We start from the raw sequence: 21,953 nt of genomic DNA, 5'->3' as shown, positions 1-21,953 counted from the left end.
CCTCTTTTTATGTGTCACCAAAAATAACCACAATGAAGAAAAACCGGTTACTTCCTGTACTGTCCGTTTGTTTAATGGCCTGCATCGCCTGTAAAAACATCATACGATAAAGAGGGCTGGTATCAGTTCGTTACAGCGTATAAAAATACCTTGAAGATGCCGGTCGTGCTGGCGTTTGGCCATTGCATCTCCGACAAAGACGGAACGCTAACGGTTGGCACGGTAACGATTACACTTAACGCCGGCCAAACCGATGAGTTCGGGTGCCGGGACAATTGCCCTTTTACGCCCCTGGCGGAAGAAGTATTGCCTTCTAATATTGTACGGATGATCATGGATGACAGCGTAAAAAGCGACACAAATTGCGTGGATGTTTTTAACGAAAATGATAAAGAAAGAGTGCGCTGCGAAAAGGACAGCACTAATTTCTTTAACAGCAGGCAATGGATAGATGCCAGGGATTGAAGGGAAATATCATCCGCAGGCAATATGTGATTGATGCGGCCGATCTTGCTGAAGCAAACACGATGGCAGAACGGTTCGATTGAGATTGCTGCTTATGTTTTTGTTATAAAAGCCTGTAAGATCTCAGCATTAAACGGGCTTTTTTTATGATCAAAACCATCCTGTTTTTTATCATTTTGGCTGATTGTAATTTTTATACTTGTCCAAAATGCATCTATTTTATATATTTTGGCTGAACATAATTTTTATACTTGTCCAAAATAGTCGTATTTTCTGTTATTTTGGCTGATTATAGTTCTGAATTTTGTCCATATTTTATACCTTCGGAACAACGAAAACAGATCGATCATGGAGCTCATAATAGGAAGACAAGCAGAGCAGGCGCTGTTGAACCGGCTGTTGCGCACGCCCAGGCCGGAATTGATTGCGGTTTATGGCCGCCGGAGAGTGGGAAAGACCTATCTGGTCCGAACATTGTTCAGGAAGGAGATGGTGTTTGAAATGTCGGGAATCCATGACGCCGCATTGTCTGACCAGCTGAAAAATTTCAGCACAGCCCTGGGGAAAGCCATTGCAAGCCCGGCTCCGCTGGCTTCCCCGGATGGCTGGATGCAGGCGTTTACATACCTGGATCAATACCTGCTGGATCCGCTTGGCCAGGGCGGGGCCGCAGTACTTTTTTTTGATGAGTTTCCGTGGATCCATACACCCCGGTCGAATTTTCTGCAGGCCTTCGATCACTGGTGGAACAGCAGTGCTACAAAACGACCGAACCTGAAAGTAGTCATCTGCGGATCTGCTGCTTCCTGGATGATCGATAAGATCATTAACAACAGGGGCGGACTGCATAACCGGGTCACCCAAAAGATCCGGCTGCTTCCTTTTACCCTGGGAGAAACAAGGGCTTACCTGAAGCATTTGGGAGCTGTGCTGGATGCTTACCAGCTGCTTCAGCTTTATATGGCTGTGGGAGGCATTCCGTATTATCTTCAAACGGTGCAACCAGGAGAAAGTGCTGCCCAGATCATCGACCGGCTTTGCTTTAGCAAGGATGGGGTACTGCGCAAAGAATTTGAAAACCTGTATCAATCCCTGTTTGTAAATGCGCAGCAGCATGAAAAAGTGGTGCGTGCATTGGCAAAGAAAGGGAAGGGGCTTACCCGGGATGAGATCCTTACGGCATGCGGGTTTACGAGCGGCGGTACTACGAGCAAGCTGCTGCGGGAGTTGGAGGAATCAGGTTTTATCACACCGTATGTGGCTTTTGGGAAAAGTGCCAATGAAAGCATCTATAAGCTTTCGGATGAATACACGATGTTTTACCTGAAATTTATTGAGGGTGCAAAAGCTGCCGGCACCGGCTCCTGGTTAAGAAGAGGGCAAACGCCCGCTTATAAAAGCTGGTGCGGGTTTGCCTTTGAAGCGGTTTGTCTGAAGCATATTAGGCAGGTTAAAAAAGCACTGGGAATCGAAGGGGTGTTTACAGAAGAATCCGGGTGGAGATATCAGCCGCCAAAAGGAAATGCGGAAAAAGGCACGCAGATCGACCTGGTCGTCGACCGCCAGGATCATTGTATGAACATCTGCGAGATGAAATTTTCAGAAGATGCATTTGTGATTGACAAAACCTATGCCGGGGACCTGGATCATAAATTGAATACATTCCGGCGCATCACCCGCACGAGGAAAACATTGTTCCTTACCTTGCTTACGACTTACGGTGTCCAAAGCAATATGCATGCCACCGGCCGTGTGACGGCTGAAGTAACCATGGATGCCTTGTTTTTATAGGCAATAAAAAGCCCTCCGTTAAAAGCGGAGGGCTCAATAAGGATGGGAGATGCTTTATTGTAGGTTCTCGTATACGTAAATCGGGTCTACCGGGTTGCTGCCGGGTGCAATGGTGTGCAGGGAATGCAACTGCCCGTCGGCCAGCCCATAAACCCAGCCATGCAGCATCGGCGCCTGCCGCTCCTGCCATGCTTTTTGAATGATAGAGGTTTTTGCCAGTTTCTCTACCTGTTCTTTTACGTTCAGCTCTACCAGCCGGTTGGCCCTTGCCGTTTCATCAGCGATCCCGTTGAGCTCATCTTTGTGTTTATAATATACATCTTTAATGACGCGGAGCCACATATTCAGCACCTGATGAAAGTCACCATTGCTCATAGCTGCCTTAACCCCCCCGCAGCCATAATGTCCGCATACGATAACATGCTTTACTTTCAGGTGTGCCACCGCGTATTCTAAAACACTGATCAGGTTAATATCGGTATGTACGACCAGGTTGGCAATATTGCGATGCACAAAGATCTCGCCGGACGTAGTACCGGTTACTTCATTGGCCGGAACCCGGCTGTCGCTGCAGCCGATCCAAAGAAATTCCGGTTTCTGCGTCTCCGCCAGGCTATCAAAAAAATGAGGATCAATTTTCAGTTTTGCCGCAGCCCATTCTTTGTTATTCTGTAATAGTTTCTCGTATGAATTCATAATTATTTGTCTTTTGAATATCTTTTTGTTTAAAATTATTGAGGTTGAGATGCTAAATTAGTCAATTCCGGCTTTGTTTCCGGCATGGCATCTTGTTTTGTACTGGTGATCGCTTTGGTATATGTTCTTCTTAAATGTCCATCCTTATTGTCGTTCGCCAGTATTTTATAGGAAAAACCATGATCAATAAAACCGCTGGTTTCCAGTTGTACACTAATGTTTTTTAAAGGTGCATGAATGATAAAGTCTTCGATCACTTCTACAATGTCCTTATCGATATAATCAGCGCGCATGGCGTCAATGATTACCTGCGCTCCATCGGGTACTTTTTCCAGGTTTTGTTTGATGATGGCCTTGTTCAAAAATGAAACATCTTTCCGCAGGCGGAACAGGTACCGGGTGTCATCCTTTACCACAAACACCGCCTTCCTGAAATTGGAACGAAACGCAAAGAACAGACCCACCCCGATTCCAACAATTACCCCCTTCAGCAGATCGGTGGCCAGGATGGCGATAATGGTGATTACAAAAGGCAAAAACTGATCCCAGCCTTTTTTGTAATACAACTTAAACAGCGCTGGTTTTGCCAGTTTATATCCGGTAAAGATCAGGATAGCTGCCAATGCTGTCTTGGGAATCATATTGAGCAGAAAGGGAATGAAGGCCACCGAACTCAATAGCAGCAGGCCGTGTAAAATAGTAGACATTTTTGTTTTGGCACCCGAGTTTACATTTGCTGAAGAACGTACGATAACGCTGGTAACGGGGATACCACCGAGCAGTCCTGAAACAATGTTGCCAACACCCTGGGCTTTCAATTCCCGGTTGGTAGGACTAGCGCGTTGGTACGGGTCCATATCATCGATGGCTTCCAGGCTCAGCAAGCTTTCCAGGCTGGCAACCAGTGCAATGGTAAGCGCCAGGATCCACACCTGTGAATTCCAGATCGAGTTCCAGTCGGGGCTGGTAAAAAACGATACAAACTCACTGGCTGAATTGGCCATAGGAATCTTTACCAGGTAGCTTTCTGTTAATGCCGGCAACAGTCCGGTGCTGGTAAATAAGGTATTTAACCCTACACCGATAAAAACGATAAGCAATGGTGCGGGGATCAGCTTAGCAAATCCCTTTTTGCCGGCCACCAGTTTCTCCCATATAAAATGGAAGGCCAGGCAGATGGCGCCAATCAGCAAGGCCGCCGGAGTAATATGCGCAAAAGCTTTGAAGAAGTTGGTGAAAATATTTCCTGTAGAAGCAATGGACTCCTCATCGTTGGTGGGTAATGCTGATTTGTCGCCAAGCAGCTGCGGAACCTGGTTGATGATGAGGATGAGACCAATCGCTGCCAGCATCCCTTTGATGACGCTGTTTGGAATATAATCGCCGATGATACCTGCTTTTGCAAAACCAAGGATCACCTGCATCACACCTGCCAGCACCACTACTACCAGGAATGCTTCAAATGATTGAAGCGTTATGATGGCAGATGCAACAATAGCAGTGAGTCCGGCTGCAGGCCCGCTCACACTGAGCTGTGAGCCGCTCAGGATACCTACCACAATACCGCCGCAAACGCCTGCAATAATTCCACTGAACAGGGGCGCATTCGAGGCCAGCGCAACACCCAGGCATAAGGGCAGCGCTACCAGGAATACAACCACAGACGATGGGATATCAGAAGCCAGGCTGGAAAATATATTCTTTGTTTTTGAATGAGTATTCATAAAATTGATATTAAGGAATAACCCGGCATGCTATTGCGATAGCAGGCAACAGGGATCGGAATGATAAAGTATAAAAGGACCTGCCGGAATCAGCTGGTGATTGCAGCACAAATCAGCCCCTGGTAAGGAATACCAGAGCCCGGATACTTAAAGTTGTACGTTGGGAGGGGGAGCGTGTAATTCCGCATGGAACGCAATATAAGTGCCTTCATGCGCGTGGAGGTAAGCAATGTCTTTTTGAAATTCAGCCAGGGAAAAATCGTATGCCCCGTGATGCAGGTACTCTTCCGTAATGGTTACAGTAGGGTTGCCGGGTACTTTTTCCTCTGTGGTGCCAGCCATCGGGTTTCCTTGATTTTTACTCTTGGCATCGGTTTGCTCGGTTAAGTGAAGCTTGGCTTCATATACAAATGGAAGACTTACCGTAAGCCACAATAAGGCAATGCCCAGCAGCACTGCCAGTGCTTTGGATATTGTTTTATTGTATAGTAAGCCCGATACCATGTAATGCAAAAGTAGTTGATTGCCTTTTTTCAGACAAGAAAACCGGGGAATATTACAATTCTTTAACGAAAAAAAATAACTAACATGCTGAATGTTAATAACGTAAACCGGTTTGTACAAATGGTGCCGCAGCGCCGGAGGCGGATACAGCTAATGCATACCGCTTTCCGGATACGGTTGCCTGTTTTTAGCTGTGGCGCTTAATGTCCGCCTGTGGTCTGTGTGTCCGGCTTACAGATCTGAAGCATTTCTGGAGTATTCGCCTTTAAGCGCATACCAGCCAAAGATCATTAACCCGATGGCAATCGGTAAAAAGATCGTAATGATGATTACCCAGATCACCGGGTTATTAATGTCTTTTTTCCCGTCCGGGTCAATATTGTGTATGGCTCCGGTAAACAGGAAATAGATAACTACAGGTCCCAGTAATAACCAAACGATGCCTAATATTTTTCTTATTGAGTTCATCATAAAACTTTTAATAAAAGAATAGTCATTGAATTGTGATGTTAAGTTGTCTGTTTTTTTATACGTTTTGTACCACTCGATTTGATAAAGTTCAAGGTCTCTTCGAGCCAGTCTTTTGATGTTAAAATGACGTCGGGAGGAACACCTGTCGCCTCAATGGATTTTCCGGTTCTTGTTTTTATCTGGCAGGTGGGGATAAAAATAAAGAACCCGATATCAGAACCGCCCCGCATAAAAGCGGTACCCTGCCCCGGGTTCCCGGCTCCCGCAGTTGTATCGCCGAGGATAACAGCCCTGCCCGTTTCTTTGGCAATAAAAGCGAAATACTCTGCAGCCGAGAACGTGTTTTTTGAAGTAATGATATATAGCGGTGTTTCATAAAACCGGGGGCCTTCCGTGTTGTTGTAGGGCACTTCACTTAAATGCCATTCGGTTTCACCATTGCATTTTTTTAAAAGCAATTGCTGATACTCTTTCGACTTATAAAGATGATCATTCATAAAACCTCCGGCTTCGCCATTGCCGCCAGAATTACTGCTGATGTCGATAATTATAGCACTGCTTCCCTTTAACCGGTCTAAAGCCTGTACTATTTTTTTAAAGGCATTGGGCCCTGTTATAAACGCGGTCCATTTTAAATAGCCGATGTTGTTTTTAAGTTTCCGTACTTCTGCAATCCCGCCATTATCGGCTGCCTGATTTTGCTGTTGACCTCCGGTTGCCTTTGTACTAAAATACGTTAGATTGAAATGCTTATCGTTGGTTTCTTTTCGAAGCAGTTGTGTTATCTTTTCAGTGGTAGTTTCAGGGCTGAGATTTTTAAAATCGCCATTGGCAAATTTTTCTGCCAGGATTTTATTTAGAACTGCGGCTTTTTCTTTGTCGAAATAGCTTTTTTCTATGATTGTTTTTAATTGGAAAATAAGATTGGAAAGGTCCCAGGGTTTTATAAACAGGGAATCTGCCTGGGCGTTCTGGGCATGTAGCAAACCTGCGGCGGGCAGCATTGCTGTAAAGAATAATGCAAATGCAAGAATGCGGATATTCATGGTGAGTAATTGAAACAAACAGCTGGTTACTCTAGCACGGCGGACCTACTGTTGGACAGATATGCCATCCCGATGACGAAGCTCAATGCAGCGATCCCGATAGGATACCACAATCCTACCAGCGGGTCGGTAGTGAACGTGGTTTGAAGCAAAACCCCGATAAAGGGAACCAGTCCTCCAAATACTCCGTTTCCGATATGGTATGGGAGCGACATAGAAGTATACCGGATATGCACGGGGAATAATTCCACCAGGAAAGCAGCAATAGGCCCGTACACCATGGTTACATATAAGATCAACAGGAATACCAGGCCTACAAATTTCCAGTAAACAGGTCTTGGCAATACTTTATCCTTGATCAATGACTTTCCTGCTGTAATCATTCCGGTAGCCACACGCAGTGTATCTGTTTGTTCAGTTGCATATTTGGCCCCATTAGACAATTCAATATGGGTAGTGGTTTGCACCAGCGAGTCTGAACTATTGGCCAGCAGCTTCGATTCCTTTTTGACCTGGCTATTGCTGATCTCGGTGTTCCATTGATCCGGACCAGCATCCTTCAGCAAGGTGCTAAAGATCGGGCGATAGGTAAGGATCCCCAGCAACATACCGGCCAGCATGATCCATTTCCGGCCAATCTTGTCACTCAGCCACCCGAAAACAATAAAGAAGGGCGTTGCCAGCAATATGGCCCAGAGCAAAATGGAACGGCTTTGCTCAAAGTTAAGCGCCACTTTGGTTTCTAAAAAGCTCTGCGCGTAAAACTGCCCGGTATACCAGATAACCCCCTGGCCCATTGCTGCGCCAAACAATGCCAGCAGTACCATTTTAAAATTGGCTTTTTTCCGGAAACTTTCCTTTAGCGGATTCTTGGCAACTTTTCCTTCGCTTTTTAAACGGGCAAACAAGGGTGACTCTTCCATTTTCAAACGGATATAAACCGATACCACTACCAGTATAATGGAGAACCAGAACGGATAACGCCATCCGCCCCATTCGGCATTAAAACGCTGATCGCTCATGTTCATCTTTACAACCATAATGACACCCAGTGCCAGAAATAATCCCAGTGTGGCGGTAGTTTGAATCCAGCTGGTATAAAAACCGCGTTTGCCGGGAGGTGCATGTTCTGCTACATAGGTAGCGGCACCGCCATATTCGCCGCCAAGGGCCAGGCCCTGCAGCAAACGCAGCAACAGTACGATCAGCGGCGCGGCAATGCCAATGGTCTGATAGCCGGGCACCAATCCGATAAGGAATGTAGAGCCTCCCATTAAAACAAGTGTCAGCAGGAAGGTAGACTTCCTTCCCAGCAGATCACCCAGCCGCCCGAAAAACAGGGCGCCGAAGGGACGCACAATAAATCCCGCGGCAAAAATGGCCAGGGTGCTTAGCAGGGCTGCGGTACTATTGCCTTCGGGGAAAAATTCAGTAGAAATGGTTTTGGCCAGCATGCCGAAAATGTAAAAGTCATACCATTCGATCATAGTGCCCAATGACGAGGCGCCAATGACTTTACGAAGCACGCCTGCTTCACTCATTTGTTTCATGTAATTTTTGTTTTGTGCAATGAAATAAATACAATCGTTCGGTAACGCTACCGGTAACAGCTGTCAAGATAATATTTCTTTCAATAAAATATTAATAATTTTGAATAATTTTTATTGCCTATTTTTATTGCCCGAAAAAAAAACGTTTTAGTTATGTCATATTCATTTCAGATAAAGACGATTGAACAGTACCAGGAAGCGTATAAGAGAAGTGTGGAGGATCCCGAAGGATTTTGGTCCGAAGTGGCCGATACGTTTGAATGGAAAAAGAAGCAGCCTTTCAGTAGCCGTGTATTAGACTGGAACTTCGTAGAACCAAAAATTAAGTGGTTTGAAGGCGCGAAGCTGAACATTACTGAAAATTGTCTCGACCGCCATCTGAAAACATCAGGAGACACGCCTGCCATCATCTGGGAGCCCAACGACCCGAATGAAAAAGTAAGAACCCTTACCTATAAAGTATTGCATCGCAAAGTATGCGAATTTGCCCAGGTGTTGCGCAACAATGGTGTAAAGAAGGGCGACCGTGTTTGTATCTATATGGGAATGATCCCCGAGCTGGTGATTGCAGTGTTGGCCTGCGCACGGATCGGCGCCATTCACTCGGTGATCTTTGGAGGTTTTTCGGCGCAGAGTATTGCAGACCGTTTAGATGATGCGGGAGCGGAATATATTATCACCTGCGATGGGGCCTACAGGGGCGCAAAAGACATCCCGTTAAAATCGATCATTGACGATGCCCTTATCGGCAATAAAGTGGTTAAAAGAGTAATCGTACATACCCGTACCCGTACTCCGGTAAGTATGATCAAGGGCCGCGATGTATGGTGGCGCGACGAAGTGGAAGACGTTATCGAAACCATGCATGATGAAGTGCTGGCGATACCGGCAGAAGAAATGGATGCGGAAGATCCGTTATTCATCCTGTATACCTCCGGAAGTACCGGTAAGCCCAAGGGGGTGGTGCATACCTGCGCCGGTTATATGCTTTGGACTACCTATACGTTTGTGAACGTGTTCCAGTATCAGCCAAAAGATGTTTTCTTTTGCACGGCCGATATCGGCTGGATCACGGGGCATAGCTACATTGCATACGGTCCTTTATTATCCGGTGCCACCTGCCTGATGTTTGAAGGCGTGCCCACCTGGCCGGATGCAGGCCGGTTCTGGGAGATTGTAGACAAGCACAAGGTGAATATTTTATATACGGCACCTACTGCCATCCGGTCGCTGATGAGCTATGGATTGGATCCGCTGAAGGACAAGGACCTTTCTTCCCTTAAAGTGCTGGGCACCGTTGGAGAACCGATCAATGAAGAAGCCTGGCATTGGTATGATGAACACATCGGTAAAAAGAAATGTCCGATTGTAGATACCTGGTGGCAAACTGAAACCGGTGGCATCCTGATCTCTAACCTGGCAGGTGTTACGCCTGCGCGACCCAGCTGGGCCACTTTGCCGCTTCCGGGTGTGCAACCCTTGCTGGTGGATGAAAAAGGAACAGAAATTACCGAATTTACCGATGAGATAATGAGCGGTAACTTATGTATGCGCGCTCCCTGGCCCGGTATTTTAAGAACCACTTACGGAGATCATGAACGTTGCCGGCAAACGTATTTCAGTACCTACAAGGATCTTTATTTCACCGGCGATGGTGCCTGGAAAGATGAACAGGGGAATTATAAAATCACCGGTCGTGTGGATGATGTATTAAATGTGAGTGGTCACCGGCTGGGTACTGCAGAGGTAGAAAACGCAATCAATATGCATGCGAGTGTGATTGAAAGTGCTGTAGTGGGCTATCCGCATGAGGTAAAAGGACAGGGTGTGTACGCCTATGTAGTACTGGACGAGAAACGCCATAAGGACGAAGATGATCTTACAAGAAAGGATATTTTGGCTACCGTGAGCCGTATCATCGGACCGATTGCCAAACCGGATAAGATCCAGTTTGTAAGCGGACTGCCGAAAACAAGAAGCGGGAAAATTATGCGGAGGATATTGCGCAAAGTTGCAGAAGGAGAACTTTCTAACCTGGGAGATACAACCACATTGCTGGATCCGGCCATCGTAGACGAGATCCGGGATGGACGGCTTTAATGCCGGGGTGTTGATTTTTTTGCGGGGTTGTTTTGTAACTATACAAACAACCCCGTTTTTATTTAGGTATTGCTATCTGTAATACTACATGGATATCTATTTTATTAAAACGGCAGCTCTTTTAAATGGTTTGTGAAGACACAAGCCCTTTACCCGCGCCTCAGGCAGTGTCTTCACTGCCCGACCAACAGCAATACTAGGCCAGGATGATCTTGATTCCTTTTTCCTGCAGGGCAAACAGTGTTTTTTCAGAAATTTTCTTGTCGGTTACGATCGCCTCTACCTGGTCCAGGTTACAGATCTTGCCCAATCCCCGCCGGTTAAACTTAGAGCTATCGGCAAGCAGGATCAGCCGCTGCGAAACTTCGATCATTTTCCGGTTCAGCGAGGCTTCCGAAATATTAGAAATGGAAACACCATGCTCCAGGTCGATGCCATCCACACCCAGGAATAAAAGATCGCAGGAAATTTCATCCAGTACCTGCAGCGCCTGGGTGCCCGCTACAGATGAAGAATTGGGGCGGATCAGTCCACCCAGTTGCAACACCTCAATATTCGGCCGGTTATTCAGTTCCAATCCCACTTTCAGCGCTGGAGTAATAGCGGTCATTTTATGATCGGGGTAAAGCACACGGGCCAGTTCAAAAACGGTGGATCCGGAGCCGATCATAATGGAATCGGTCTGTCCGATCAGCGGCAGGGCCGCCTTGGCGATCTTCCTTTTGGCATCGGCATTGATTTGCTCCTTTTCATTGATCGGCTTATCGATCGCATAAGGATTGGAAAGCGATCCTCCGCCCTTGGTGCGGAACAGGAGGTTTTTGTCTTCCAGCATCTTCAAGTCCTTCCGGATTGTTACACTGGATATATGGATCTCTTCTGCCAGGTCTAAAATACTTACTTTGCCCTCTTTTTTGAGCTTATTTAAGATAAACTCATGTCTTTCCGTAATATTCTTCATATCCAAGGATTCTGTAATGCAAAGAAATGAAAAAGAACTGTATATAAAACGTTTTCGTTGTTATTTTATTTAACTTTTTAATTTTTTTTGATTTAATTTGGTTTAATTATGTTTTGTTTTATTTAAATTTGTTTCAAATGATTGCCATATGAATCAACTGAATGATCAAAAGAACTTCATCGGAAAAATAGGTCTTCCGCCCAATCTTGTATGGGGATACCTGGGTATCCTGATCTTTATGATGGGAGACGGTGTAGAGCAGGGCTGGTTAAGCCCTTATCTTATTCATGACCGTGGACTCACTATCGAACAATCGGCAACACTTTTTAGTGTCTATGGGCTTACGGTGGCTATTTCCTCCTTTCTCTCCGGAATCCTTGCCGAAGGGATGGGGGTGCGCAAAGCCATGTGGGTTGGCTTTTTGCTTTTTGTGGCCGGTACCTTCGGGTTTGTAGGCCTGGGCCTGAAGAATCAGGATTTTAGCATCATGCTGCTGACCTATGCCATCCGCGGGTTTGGTTATCCCCTGTTTGCATACACCTTTCTGGTATGGATTACGTATCGCACGCCACAGAACAAGCTGGGGACTGCTGTAGGATGGTTCTGGTTTGTATTCACCGGGGGCTGAATGTTTTTGGAGCCTATTACTCCAGCTGGGCCATCGACCGGCTCGGGCATATTAATACATTGTGGACCTCCCTTTTCTGGGTAGCCCTGGGAGCTTTATTTGCGTTGCTGATCAACCGCGACCGCATAAAAAAGACAGGGGCAAAAGACAAACTCCGGGAGCTGGCCGACGGTATTAAAATTGCCGTCAACGAGCCGAAGGTTTTTTTAGGAGGCATTGTGCGCACCATTAATACAACGGCCCAGTTTGCATTTCCTGTGTTTATGCCCATCTATTTTGAAAAATATGGTTTCACCACGGCCGACTGGTTAAAGATCTGGGGGACCATTTTTACGGCCAATATTATTTTTAACCTCATATTCGGATTTGTGGGCGACCGGTTTGGATGGCGCCGGACCATTTCGCTTTTTGGAGGCATTGGTTGTGGCATAACAACCTTGTTGTTTTATTATTCCCCGCAATTATTTAATGGAAGTTTCGCTATGGTATTACTCAGTGGAGTGCTTTGGGGAGCATTGCTGGCGGGTTATGTGCCGCTGTCGGCCCTGGTGCCTTCGCTGGTACCGAAAGGGAAAGGCGCGGCCATGGCATTTCTGAACCTTGGAGCAGGTCTTTCTGTGTTTGCCGGTCCCTTGATCGTACGGCTTTTTATCGGGCCGGCTGGAAATGCAGGGGTGATCTGGATCCTCGCGATCCTGTACTTTATCAGCGCGATCCTTACAAAATTTATAACCCTGCCGAAAAAGGAAATATCGCAGAACCCGGATCCGGTATTAGAAACGGAATGGTCTAAGTTTTAGCCCGGAGGCAGGGTAGGGATAAGAGCTGTGGCAGACAGCCGCTCATCAACTATTTAACAAGTACTAAATTGATATATGAATATTTTAATTACAGCGCCGTATAACGAGGCCGGACGCCGGGAACTGGAATCCTGCCTCGGAACGGTTATTTACAGGGTTTGGAAAGAAAACGGGCGCGCGTTTAACGCGGAAGAACTAAACCGGTTACTGGATGAAACGCAGGCTGATGCATTGATCACCGAACATGATGAGGTAACGGAAGATGTAATCCGCAGGCATCCGCAGCTGAAGTTTATTGGAGTATGCCGGGGAACCCCTTCAAATGTGGCCGTAAAAACAGCCGCTGAGCTGGGGATTGAAGTATTTCACACACCGGCCCGGAATGCACAGGCCGTGGCAGAATTGTTTATTGCCAACGTGATCACTTTTTTGCGGATGACCCTTCCTGCGATGGAATGGCTGAAACAACGCAACTGGCAAAAAGGGGCGCATGCTTCCTATTTACAGTTTAAAGGAAATGAGCTGGCTGGTAAAACCATCGGTATGGTAGGCTTTGGTGCGGTAGGACAGCGGATCGCGGCATTGGTGCAGGCGTTTCCCTGCGCGATAAAGTTTTATGACCCTTACCAGCAATCACCGGACCCGGCTTATGAGCGCACCAGTCTTGAAGGGATTTTTGAAACCTGCGATATCGTTTCGATACATCTTCCGGTAAATCCCTCAACCATTGGCATGATCGATAAAACGCTCGTCGCTAAAATGAAACCGGGTGCCCTCTTTGTAAATACGGCCCGGGCCAGCGTGGTAGATCGCAATGCGTTGCTGGAGGCCATTGAAAACAACAGGATCCGGGGGGCCATCCTGGATGTGTTTGATCATGAACCTCCGGATGCGATCGACTACCGGCTGATTGATCATCCCAACGTGCTGGCTACGCCGCATACCGCCGGAGCCACCGATGAAGTAGAAGATCATCATGTGGCCATCCTTAATGAAAAATTATTGAACTGGGCAAAGAATCCATCTGCCAAATCATTACATTTATCCAATCACTGACCATGCCTTTAACAAACGCACATCTCATCATCGACTTTGGTACGGGGAATCTCCGGGCGGCGGTAATCTCCGTTAACGGCGCCGTTTTAGGAGTAGCCCGGGAAGACATTCCGTATATCAGGGACAACCGGTATGAAGATTCCATTTATTTTGACCCGCAGGTATTATGGGACCAGATACTGGAACTGACCACAACCGCACTGAAACAGGCCGGCTCTGTACGGATCCTGGCCATTACGGCAACCAGCCAGCGGGAGGGGATCGTGGTATTGGATCCTGCGGGTGAGCCGGTTGTAGGCATGCCCAATATTGACCATCGCGGAAGGGCATGGGAGCACCTTATAGATGATAAGGACCGGGTGTACCGGTTAATGGGGCGCTATCCCACTTCTTTGTTTTCGGCCTTCAAGCTGGTTGGTTTACGGGAGGGCAGCAGCGAATGGTGGCAACGGCTGGATACCTTCCTCAGTATCAGCGACTGGATCGAGTATATGTTCTGCGGTGTGGAGCATTATGAGCACTCGCAGGCTTCGGAAACCTTGCTCTATGATGTGAAGCAAAAGACCTGGTCGGAAACATTGTGTGAAGTATTCTCGTTCCCGTTTTCCTTATTGCCGCCACTAACCGGTTCGGGCACTGTGCTGGGAAAAATCCGGCCAACACTGGCAGAAGCGCTCTCCATCGATCCGGAAGCAAAAGTGATCGTGGGCGGTGCCGATACGCAGTTAGCGGTATTAAGCACCCGTGCGCATAAAGGGGATATGGTCATTGTTTCCGGTACCACAACACCGATCATTAAGCTGTCCGGGTCCTATGATCTGGATGAACAACAGCGGACCTGGACCGGAAGATATATTGATGCGGATAGCTACATGGTAGAGGCCAATGCTGGGGTGACCGGATTGAATTACCAGCGGCTGAAAAAAATATTTTATCCCAATGAAGGATATGAGGTGATTGAAGAAGAGTTGCGGTCCGTTTCGGATTTTCAATGTGTAGCGTCATTGGGATCGCTGGTGGCCGATGAAAAAAAGCCCCTGGTTAAAGGCGGGTTTATTTTCAACACGCCTGTGAATCATGAGCTCTCCAGGGCGGGAATGGTTTGGGCTACCTTGTGGGATATTGCCTGCAGTATTTTTGAAAATTACAAGACATTGGTTTCGGTTACGCCCAATGCTCAATCGTATGTATGGACCTGTGGCGGAGGCATGGAGAGCAAAATGCTCCGGCAGTTTATTGCGGATCTTACAGGTAAAGAAATCCGCATCCGCGATCATTATCGTCATGCATCGGTGATAGGAGGTGTGATGATCTGTAATAAGGCGCTGGGGATAGAAGCCGGACAATCGGAGCTTTATGAAGCGGTGCTTCCGGCAGCGGAGGCAAAGCATGCGCCGTTTTATGACCGCTGGAAAGAGCACCGGGAATTACTAAAGAAGATCTTTTAAATGAGTGAAGCATATGTTATAGGGATTGATCTGGGTACACAGGGACTGCGTGTGGTAGTGTTGGATACAAAGGGCGCCATTGCGGCCAGTGCCGAACAGGGATTCCCGTTATCGCCGCAGATGCGGATGGAACAGGACCCCGATGAATGGTGGACCATCTGCCGGGCTTGTCTGGATAAAGCCATCGGCCAGCTGTCGGCGCCGCAGCGGGCCCGGGTAACAGCGATTGCTGTGGATTCCACTTCAGGCACCGTGATTCCTATGAACGAGGCATATCGGCCGCTGCACCCGGCCATCATGTACAGTGATCAGCGTTCAGGCATTCAGGCAAAAAAATGTACGGCCGCAGCAAGGCAATACCATTCGCAGGGGTTTAACGGCTTCAGTACTTCCACCGGACTGGCCAAAATGGTATGGTTCGCCGAAACCTTCCCGGAGAAAGCCGCGGATATTTTTCAATGGATTCATGCGGCGGATTATATTACCGGGAAGTTATGCGGCGTATGGAATGTTACCGATTATACCAATGTGCTCAAATCCGGGTATGATCTTTCACTGCTCCGGTGGCCGGAATATATCAGTGAGACACTGGGTATAAAAAAAGAATGGTTGCAGGAGGTGCGGCCTTCGGGAACGGTGATCGGAACCTTGAACGCGGATCTGGCGCGCGGGTTGCGGCTTCCTGCTGATGTGTCGGTTACTACAGGTGTTACGGACGGGTGCGCCTCGCAGGTAGCATCCGGCGCCATGCAGCCGGGACAATGGAATACCACCATCGGTACCACACTTGTTATTAAAGGTGTATCTGTAAAGGAAATAAAGGATCCGCTAAACCGGTTATATAACCACCGGCACCCGGCCGGCTACTGGATGCCGGGCGGCGCAGGAAACATAGGCGCCGACTGGGTTTCAGCGGGTTTTAAAGAAGATCTGGCACATTATAATGCGGCCGCAGCTTCTTTAACACCTACAGGAAAGATTGCCTATCCGCTGATCCAGAAGGGAGAGCGGTTCCCGTTTGTGGCACCGGAGGCACAGGGTTTTGGACCGGATGATGTGTCGAAGGAACTGTTATACACCGCCAATATGGAGGGGGTGGCCTTTGCGGAACGGTACGCCTATGAGCTGATTCAATCACTTTCGGAAGAACCGGTTGAGGCCATCTATACCGCCGGGGGGGGCAGCAATAGCGATACCTGGCTGCAGATCCGCAGTGATATCTTACAGAAACCGGTTTGTAAAATGAAACATGTGTCTGGAGCGGTGGGGGCAGCCATTGTTGCGGCATCTACTACCTGTTTTAATGATATTACCGAAGCAACGACAGCCCTTACACAGGCAGCGAAATGGGTAATACCGCGGGTTGTTTCAAGGCAGCAGTATAGTGATCAGTATGATCGGTTCCTGAAAACAATGAAAGCGTATGGATTTATAAATAACACTGCTCAATAATGCCTGGGAATGTTGCTGCGGCTGTTTCGGGCCGGAAAATATATGGTTCCATTTGACCGGGTTTGGTCAAAAAAAACATTGAACGCCTGTCAAACCGCTGAATGTTGCTTATGGTATTAATGATTTGACGATGGATTTCAGAAAAAGAAAAAATGAACTTTGAATAAATAATAGAAAGGATGTTAAAAGTGATTTTATTGCGGCATGGTGAAACGGCGTATAACGCAGATGGCAACCGGTATTGCGGCAGAACAGATATAGGACTTACAGAAAAAGGCGTGGCACAGGCAACAAAGGTGTTTGAGGCGCTGAAAGGAGTAACGGTGGATGCAGTCTATGCATCGCCCTTGCAACGCGCCCGTACAACGGCGGCCATCGCTTCCGGTAACCAGGAGGTGATCACCGACGAACGGCTGATAGAAGCCGATTTTGGTTTGTGGGAGGGGAAAACAAAAGAAGAGTTCAATGCAGCGGATCCTTCGCTCTGGGCACAGTGGATGAGCGATCCCGGGGTGGCCAGGGCCGGTGGTATCGGTGAGACCGGCGGTGAAATTGTTAACCGGGTCAATGATTTTTTTGAGGACCTGCACCGCAAACATAGTGGGCAGTTGGTAATGGTAGTGGCGCATAATGGCATCAACCGGTTATACCTGGCGTACAAGTTGGGAATGCCATTGTCCAACTACCGGCGTTTTGATATGGAAAACTCTGCTGTATCTTATTTTGAACTGGATGATCAAAATGTGCTTACACTAAAAAAATTAAATGCAACGGCGTTATAAGTGTTGATGCTTTATAACGCCGTTCCCGCGGTTTGTGTCCCCACAAACCAGGTTAAGTTCAAACCCCTAATCATTTACAACGATGAATATACGTCATGCCTGGTTGCTTTCCTGCGCTATTCTTTCTTTATGGAGTTGTGCTGGCGTTCAGAAAAATCAGTCTGCCGGTAATGAAGAACCGCTGCCTTCATTAAGTGCGCTCCCGCGTAAGATTTACCTGGAAGACGGCAATTTTCATGTACAGGGCGTTGTGGTAGATGTTAAACGGGGCTATGCCTATTTTTCATTTACCACAAAGCTAGTGAAGACCGATTTGAAGGGCAGGGTTATAGGAAGTGTAGACGGGTTCATTGGTCACCTGGGCTGCCTGGATGTGAATCCCGATGACGGACGGGTCTACGCTTCACTGGAGTATAAAAATGATAATATCGGCAAAGGGATCTTAAAGGGTCTTGGTTCCGGTGTAAACCCGGATGAAGCGAAGGATCATGAAAGCTCTTTTTATATTGCCATTTTTGATGGAGATAAGATCACCCGGCCAGGTATGAGCGCAGAAAAAGAGCACGTCATTCATACGGTTTATTTAAAAGAAGTGGCCGATGATTATAAGGCGATGGTTACAAACAAGGGAAAGCAGGTAGAACATCGTTATGGTTGCAGTGGAATTGACGGAATTGCTTTTGGTCCTCAATTTGGAAAAAAAGGGGGAAGGAATTTTTTAAACCTGGCTTATGGGATATACGGCGATACGGGCCGTACCGATAACGATTACCAGGTGATCCTGCAATACGACGCCAACAGTCTCCGGCAGTACGAGCGCCCGTTATCGCAAAATGGTTTTAATAAAACGGGGCCGGAGAAACCGCTGAACAAGTATTTTGTTTACACAGGGAACACTTCTTATGGAATTCAAAACCTGGAATATGATCCTAACACCGGCTATTGGCTGGCCGCCGTTTACAAAGGGAAGAAAGCGTGGTTTCCCAATTATAGCCTGTTTGCTATCGACGGTTCCAGAGGGCCGGAATCACAGGTTTTGAAGGGATTTGATAACGCGGAAAAGGGCCATGTACTGCAATTGGCTGCAGCCGGTATGTATGATCAAAATAGTGGTGTGTACGGGTGGTTATTTCCCTGGGGCGCTACCGGTATGCATGCGTTGGGCCACGGCTATTTTTACATTTCTCAGAATGGGATAACGAAGGATAAAAAGCAATATTGTGATCTCCGGTTGTATCGCTGGGCAGGACAGGGCGGTGCGCCGTTTGAAGAAGTGAAGTAGCTGGGCCATTGCGTAATTTCGCTATGTTGCGGCTGACTTTCCCGTCGGTTTCAAGCAGATTGAATACGCCGCAGCGATTCGCAGATTGATTTTCGCTATAATCAGCGCAGACAAATCGGCCCAGACCTTCGGGAAGTGCTGCGCATCCGAATGTTGAAACAACTTCCATTGGCAATTTCAATACAAAACCGTTATGCGTTTAAAACGAAGAAGTTTTTTAAAGATCAGCGGGCTGGCAGGCTTTTACACCGTGTTGGCACCTCAACTGCCGCTGACGGCTCCGGCCGGTACTGATGCACTGTTCAGTGGTTTTGTGGCGCCGCCTGAAACGGCCCGTTCTTCCTGCTACTGGTGGTGGTTTAACGGCCTGGTAGACGAGGAAGGCATCCGCCGCGACCTGGAAGCCTTTAAGGAAAAGGGAATGGGGGGCGTACTGATGGTGAATTCGTCAGATGGACTGGGCGGCGCCCGTATTCCGCAGGGTGCAAAATTCCTTTCAGAAGAGTGGAAAGCACTTTATCGCTTTGCTATGAAAGAGGCCAAACGGCTTAATATTGAAGTGGGCATCAATCTCAGTTCCGGCTGGTGTATGGGCGGTCCGTGGATCGAACCGGAAAATGCCAGTCGTTGGTACCTGCAATCGACTCTGGAGCTAAAAGGCCCGCAACAGTTTAACGATGCATTACCGCTCCCCGGCAATCGTGTCGGATACGATAAGGTATTTAACCCTCCGGGCTACAAAGAGTACATCGATCTCCCCCTGTCGAAGCTGGATTACAGGGATACCGCTGTGGTGGCCATCCGCACTTCAGGAAAGGAACACAAGATCGCGGGTACGCAGGCTGCATTGCTGGAAGCAAAGGCCAATCGTAAAGATGCCAGCAATTTTGCGAAATCATTCGAGATTACGGGACCGGTTCAAACGCCCTGGATCGATAATGCTGACAATGCGGCCATTCCCCTAAAAGATGTAATCAATCTTACAGGAAAAATGGATGCAACAGGGCGGCTACGCTGGGATGTGCCGCCGGGCACCTGGACGATCGTGCGCACAGGACACCGGATGACGGGATCAAAACTGATGATTGCGCAACCGGAAGCAGACGGATTGTCCATCGACTGGTTTGATAAAAAAGGCGTGGAACTTCAGTTTGAGCACCTGGGAAAAGTGTTTATTGAAGAAGCCGCAAAAGTGGGCGCAAAGCCGGCTTATTTTTGTGACGATAGTTTTGAAGACGGGTTCCCGAACTGGACGGGACAGCTCCTTGATAAGTTCCGGCATTACCGGGGTTATGATGCTACACCGTACCTGCCGGTTTTATCCGGGTACGTGGTTGGCAGTGCCGATATATCCGATCGCTTTTTAAATGATTACCGCCGTACCATTGCCGATTGTATGGCCGATGAACATTACAGGCATTTTGCGGCGCTTTGTCACCGGCACGGCATGCTTGTGCAAAATGAAGCGGCCGGTCCCAGCCGTTCCGGAACCATTTGCATCGACGGGTTAAAGAACCTGGGGCGCAGTGATCTGCCGGCAGGTGAGTTCTGGCTGGCGCCGAAACATGAAGATCAGGAAAATTTAACGGATGATAAATCCTATGGCGTATCCCGGCTGGATTTCGGACAGAATAAAGTAACCAAGATGGTGGCGTCCGCGGCGCATATCTATGGCCGAAAGCTGGTGTCTGCAGAGGCTTTCACCAGTTTCAGGCATTGGACGGATTACCCGGGATCGCTGAAACAGGCGCTGGATCGTGCTTTTTGCGAAGGGATCAATCGTATCGTGATCCATACCTCCACTGCTACAAGACCTAAAGATGGATTGCCGGGTTATGAATATGGTGCCGGTACGCATTTCAATCCCAATGTGACCTGGTGGGAATTTTCGGCACCTTTCTTTTCCTACGTGGCACGTTGTCAGCATTTGCTGCGCATGGGGCATTTTGTGGCCGATGTATTGTTTTATAATGGAGATATTGCTCCGAATCTTGTGGCACAAAAACACATTGACCCTCGTTTGGGAAAAGGGTATGATTATGATGTATGTAATGCTGAAGTATTGCTGGAGCGCGTACAGGTTCGCAACGGGAAACTGGTCTTGCCGGATGGTATGCAATACCGCATGCTCGTATTGCCGGAGAGCACCCGCATGCCGGTAGCCATTTTAAAAAAGATAAAAACGCTTCTGGAGCAGGGTGCGCTCGTAATGGGAGCGCCCCCGCAAACCGACTCCGGCCTGGCGCACTACCCGCAATGTGATGCCGAAATTCAGCAACTGGCAAAAGCATTATGGAAGGAACCAGCAGGTGATGAGGGTATGGCCGTTGGTAAAGGGCGGCTGTTCTATCCCGGTTCCATACGCGCAGTGTTAAAAGACACCGGCTGTGTACCCGATTTTGAAGCTATAAACGACAACGTCTGGATCGATTTTATCCACCGTACTACGGAAGATGCGGAGCTCTATTTTATCACCAACCGGAAAAAAGAACCGACGCAAAGCGATTGCCTGTTCCGTGTAAGCGGCCGCCGGCCGGAGCTTTGGGACCCCGTTAGCGGAAAGCGGTCCGTTCCGTTATATCAGCAGGAAGAGGGGCGTACTAAAATGGCACTAAGGCTGGATGTATTCCAGTCGGTGTTTGTTGTGTTTCCAAAAACACCGGCCAAAGGACTTTTGCTGCCATCGCTCCAATGGCAACCAACTGGCGTGTTTCGTAAACTGCAGGAGCTTACCGGTCCCTGGGAATTGCAATTTGATCCTAAATGGGGCGGACCGGCCATGATCCGCTTTGAAACCCTGCAGGATTGGAGTACACACCCGGATCCCGGCATCCGTTATTACTCGGGGAAGGCGGTTTATCGCAAACAATTCTCATTTAATGAGGTCTTGCCCGCCGGCTCCGTATTCATTGAACTGGGCGTGGTAAAGAACATCTGCAGGGTATGGCTGAATGGTATGGATCTGGGTATTGTATGGACAGCGCCCTGGCGGGTGGAAGTGACCGGTAAATTGAAACGCAGCGTCAATGATCTCCGGATCGAAGTGATCAATCTCTGGCCCAACCGGTTGATCGGGGATGCAGCGTTGCCACCCGGAGAGCGAAGCACAAATACCAATATCCTGTTTAAAAAAGATGATCCGTTGCTGCCCTCCGGGTTGCTGGGGCCGGTAATGATTACCTGTTTCTCCTGAGCGG

The 21,953-nt window shown here is 48.0% G+C and carries 18 protein-coding genes; 11 read left to right on the top strand and 7 right to left on the bottom strand.

Annotated elements, in window-relative coordinates:
* Positions 1 to 156: 156 nt before the first annotated feature.
* Together LL912_RS10785 and LL912_RS10780 are read left to right on the top strand one after the other, a co-directional pair.
* Positions 157 to 465 (top strand): hypothetical protein, encoded by a 309-nt coding sequence (locus tag LL912_RS10785; protein WP_235553586.1) that lies wholly within the window; start codon positions 157 to 159, stop codon positions 463 to 465.
* A 348-nt stretch (positions 466 to 813) separates the two neighbouring features.
* Positions 814 to 2,256 (top strand): AAA family ATPase, encoded by a 1,443-nt coding sequence (locus tag LL912_RS10780; RefSeq protein ID WP_235553585.1) that lies wholly within the window; start codon positions 814 to 816, stop codon positions 2,254 to 2,256.
* A gap of 54 nt (positions 2,257 to 2,310) precedes the next feature.
* On the opposite strand, the gene LL912_RS10775 is transcribed toward LL912_RS10780, so the two are convergent.
* The 6 genes from LL912_RS10775 to LL912_RS10750 form a co-directional block, all read right to left on the bottom strand.
* The gene (locus LL912_RS10775; protein WP_235553584.1) at positions 2,311 to 2,952 is read right to left on the bottom strand and encodes a carbonic anhydrase; all 642 of its coding nucleotides are present in this window, start codon (positions 2,950 to 2,952) and stop codon (positions 2,311 to 2,313) included.
* A 35-nt stretch (positions 2,953 to 2,987) separates the two neighbouring features.
* Positions 2,988 to 4,676, bottom strand: coding sequence for a SulP family inorganic anion transporter (locus tag LL912_RS10770; RefSeq protein WP_235553583.1), 1,689 nt, complete (start codon positions 4,674 to 4,676; stop codon positions 2,988 to 2,990).
* Between the two features lie 147 nt (positions 4,677 to 4,823).
* Complete coding sequence (locus tag LL912_RS10765; protein WP_235556521.1) at positions 4,824 to 5,180, bottom strand: hypothetical protein; 357 nt, start codon at positions 5,178 to 5,180, stop codon at positions 4,824 to 4,826.
* Between the two features lie 231 nt (positions 5,181 to 5,411).
* Positions 5,412 to 5,648, bottom strand: a complete 237-nt coding sequence (locus LL912_RS10760) for a DUF6814 family protein (protein ID WP_235553582.1) — start codon at positions 5,646 to 5,648, stop codon at positions 5,412 to 5,414.
* Between the two features lie 41 nt (positions 5,649 to 5,689).
* Positions 5,690 to 6,697 carry a S41 family peptidase gene (locus LL912_RS10755; protein ID WP_235553581.1) on the bottom strand — a complete coding sequence of 336 codons (1,008 nt, stop codon included), beginning with the start codon at positions 6,695 to 6,697 and terminating at the stop codon, positions 5,690 to 5,692.
* 26 nt (positions 6,698 to 6,723) lie between these two features.
* Positions 6,724 to 8,247 carry an MFS transporter gene (locus LL912_RS10750; RefSeq protein WP_235553580.1) on the bottom strand — a complete coding sequence of 508 codons (1,524 nt, stop codon included), beginning with the start codon at positions 8,245 to 8,247 and terminating at the stop codon, positions 6,724 to 6,726.
* Positions 8,248 to 8,400: 153 nt separating this feature from the next.
* Between LL912_RS10750 and acs the strand changes: the two genes are divergently transcribed.
* Complete coding sequence (gene acs / locus LL912_RS10745) at positions 8,401 to 10,347, top strand: acetate--CoA ligase (protein ID WP_235553579.1); 1,947 nt, start codon at positions 8,401 to 8,403, stop codon at positions 10,345 to 10,347.
* A 196-nt stretch (positions 10,348 to 10,543) separates the two neighbouring features.
* Here acs and LL912_RS10740 read toward each other — a convergent pair whose 3' ends face one another.
* Positions 10,544 to 11,308 carry a DeoR/GlpR family DNA-binding transcription regulator gene (locus LL912_RS10740; protein ID WP_235553578.1) on the bottom strand — a complete coding sequence of 255 codons (765 nt, stop codon included), beginning with the start codon at positions 11,306 to 11,308 and terminating at the stop codon, positions 10,544 to 10,546.
* 148 nt (positions 11,309 to 11,456) lie between these two features.
* On the opposite strand from LL912_RS10740, the gene LL912_RS10735 reads away from it, so the two are divergent.
* From LL912_RS10735 to LL912_RS10700, 8 genes are all read left to right on the top strand, one after another.
* Entirely contained in the window at positions 11,457 to 11,936 is a 480-nt protein-coding gene (locus tag LL912_RS10735; protein ID WP_235553577.1) for an MFS transporter, read from the top strand.
* The gene (locus tag LL912_RS10730; RefSeq protein ID WP_235553576.1) at positions 11,906 to 12,736 is read left to right on the top strand and encodes an MFS transporter; all 831 of its coding nucleotides are present in this window, start codon (positions 11,906 to 11,908) and stop codon (positions 12,734 to 12,736) included. Before LL912_RS10735 ends, LL912_RS10730 begins: the two co-directional genes overlap by 31 nt.
* Positions 12,737 to 12,811: 75 nt before the next feature.
* Complete coding sequence (locus LL912_RS10725; protein WP_235553575.1) at positions 12,812 to 13,792, top strand: NAD(P)-dependent oxidoreductase; 981 nt, start codon at positions 12,812 to 12,814, stop codon at positions 13,790 to 13,792.
* A 2-nt stretch (positions 13,793 to 13,794) separates the two neighbouring features.
* On the top strand, positions 13,795 to 15,240 hold the full coding sequence (locus LL912_RS10720; protein ID WP_235553574.1) for an FGGY-family carbohydrate kinase: 1,446 nt from the start codon (positions 13,795 to 13,797) through the stop codon (positions 15,238 to 15,240).
* Positions 15,241 to 16,692 (top strand): FGGY-family carbohydrate kinase, encoded by a 1,452-nt coding sequence (locus LL912_RS10715; protein ID WP_235553573.1) that lies wholly within the window; start codon positions 15,241 to 15,243, stop codon positions 16,690 to 16,692.
* A gap of 179 nt (positions 16,693 to 16,871) precedes the next feature.
* Complete coding sequence (locus LL912_RS10710; protein ID WP_235553572.1) at positions 16,872 to 17,474, top strand: histidine phosphatase family protein; 603 nt, start codon at positions 16,872 to 16,874, stop codon at positions 17,472 to 17,474.
* 82 nt (positions 17,475 to 17,556) lie between these two features.
* A complete protein-coding gene (locus LL912_RS10705) occupies positions 17,557 to 18,756 on the top strand; it encodes a hypothetical protein (protein WP_235553571.1) in 1,200 nt (399 codons plus the stop codon).
* A gap of 193 nt (positions 18,757 to 18,949) precedes the next feature.
* On the top strand, positions 18,950 to 21,949 hold the full coding sequence (locus LL912_RS10700) for a glycosyl hydrolase (RefSeq protein WP_235553570.1): 3,000 nt from the start codon (positions 18,950 to 18,952) through the stop codon (positions 21,947 to 21,949).
* Positions 21,950 to 21,953: the final 4 nt, after the last annotated feature.

The sequence above is a fragment of the Niabella agricola genome, from assembly GCF_021538615.1.
In the GTDB taxonomy this organism is placed as follows: domain Bacteria; phylum Bacteroidota; class Bacteroidia; order Chitinophagales; family Chitinophagaceae; genus Niabella; species Niabella agricola.
Note: the sequence above shows the minus strand (reverse complement) of the source record. Positions and strands in the feature narration are given on the sequence as shown.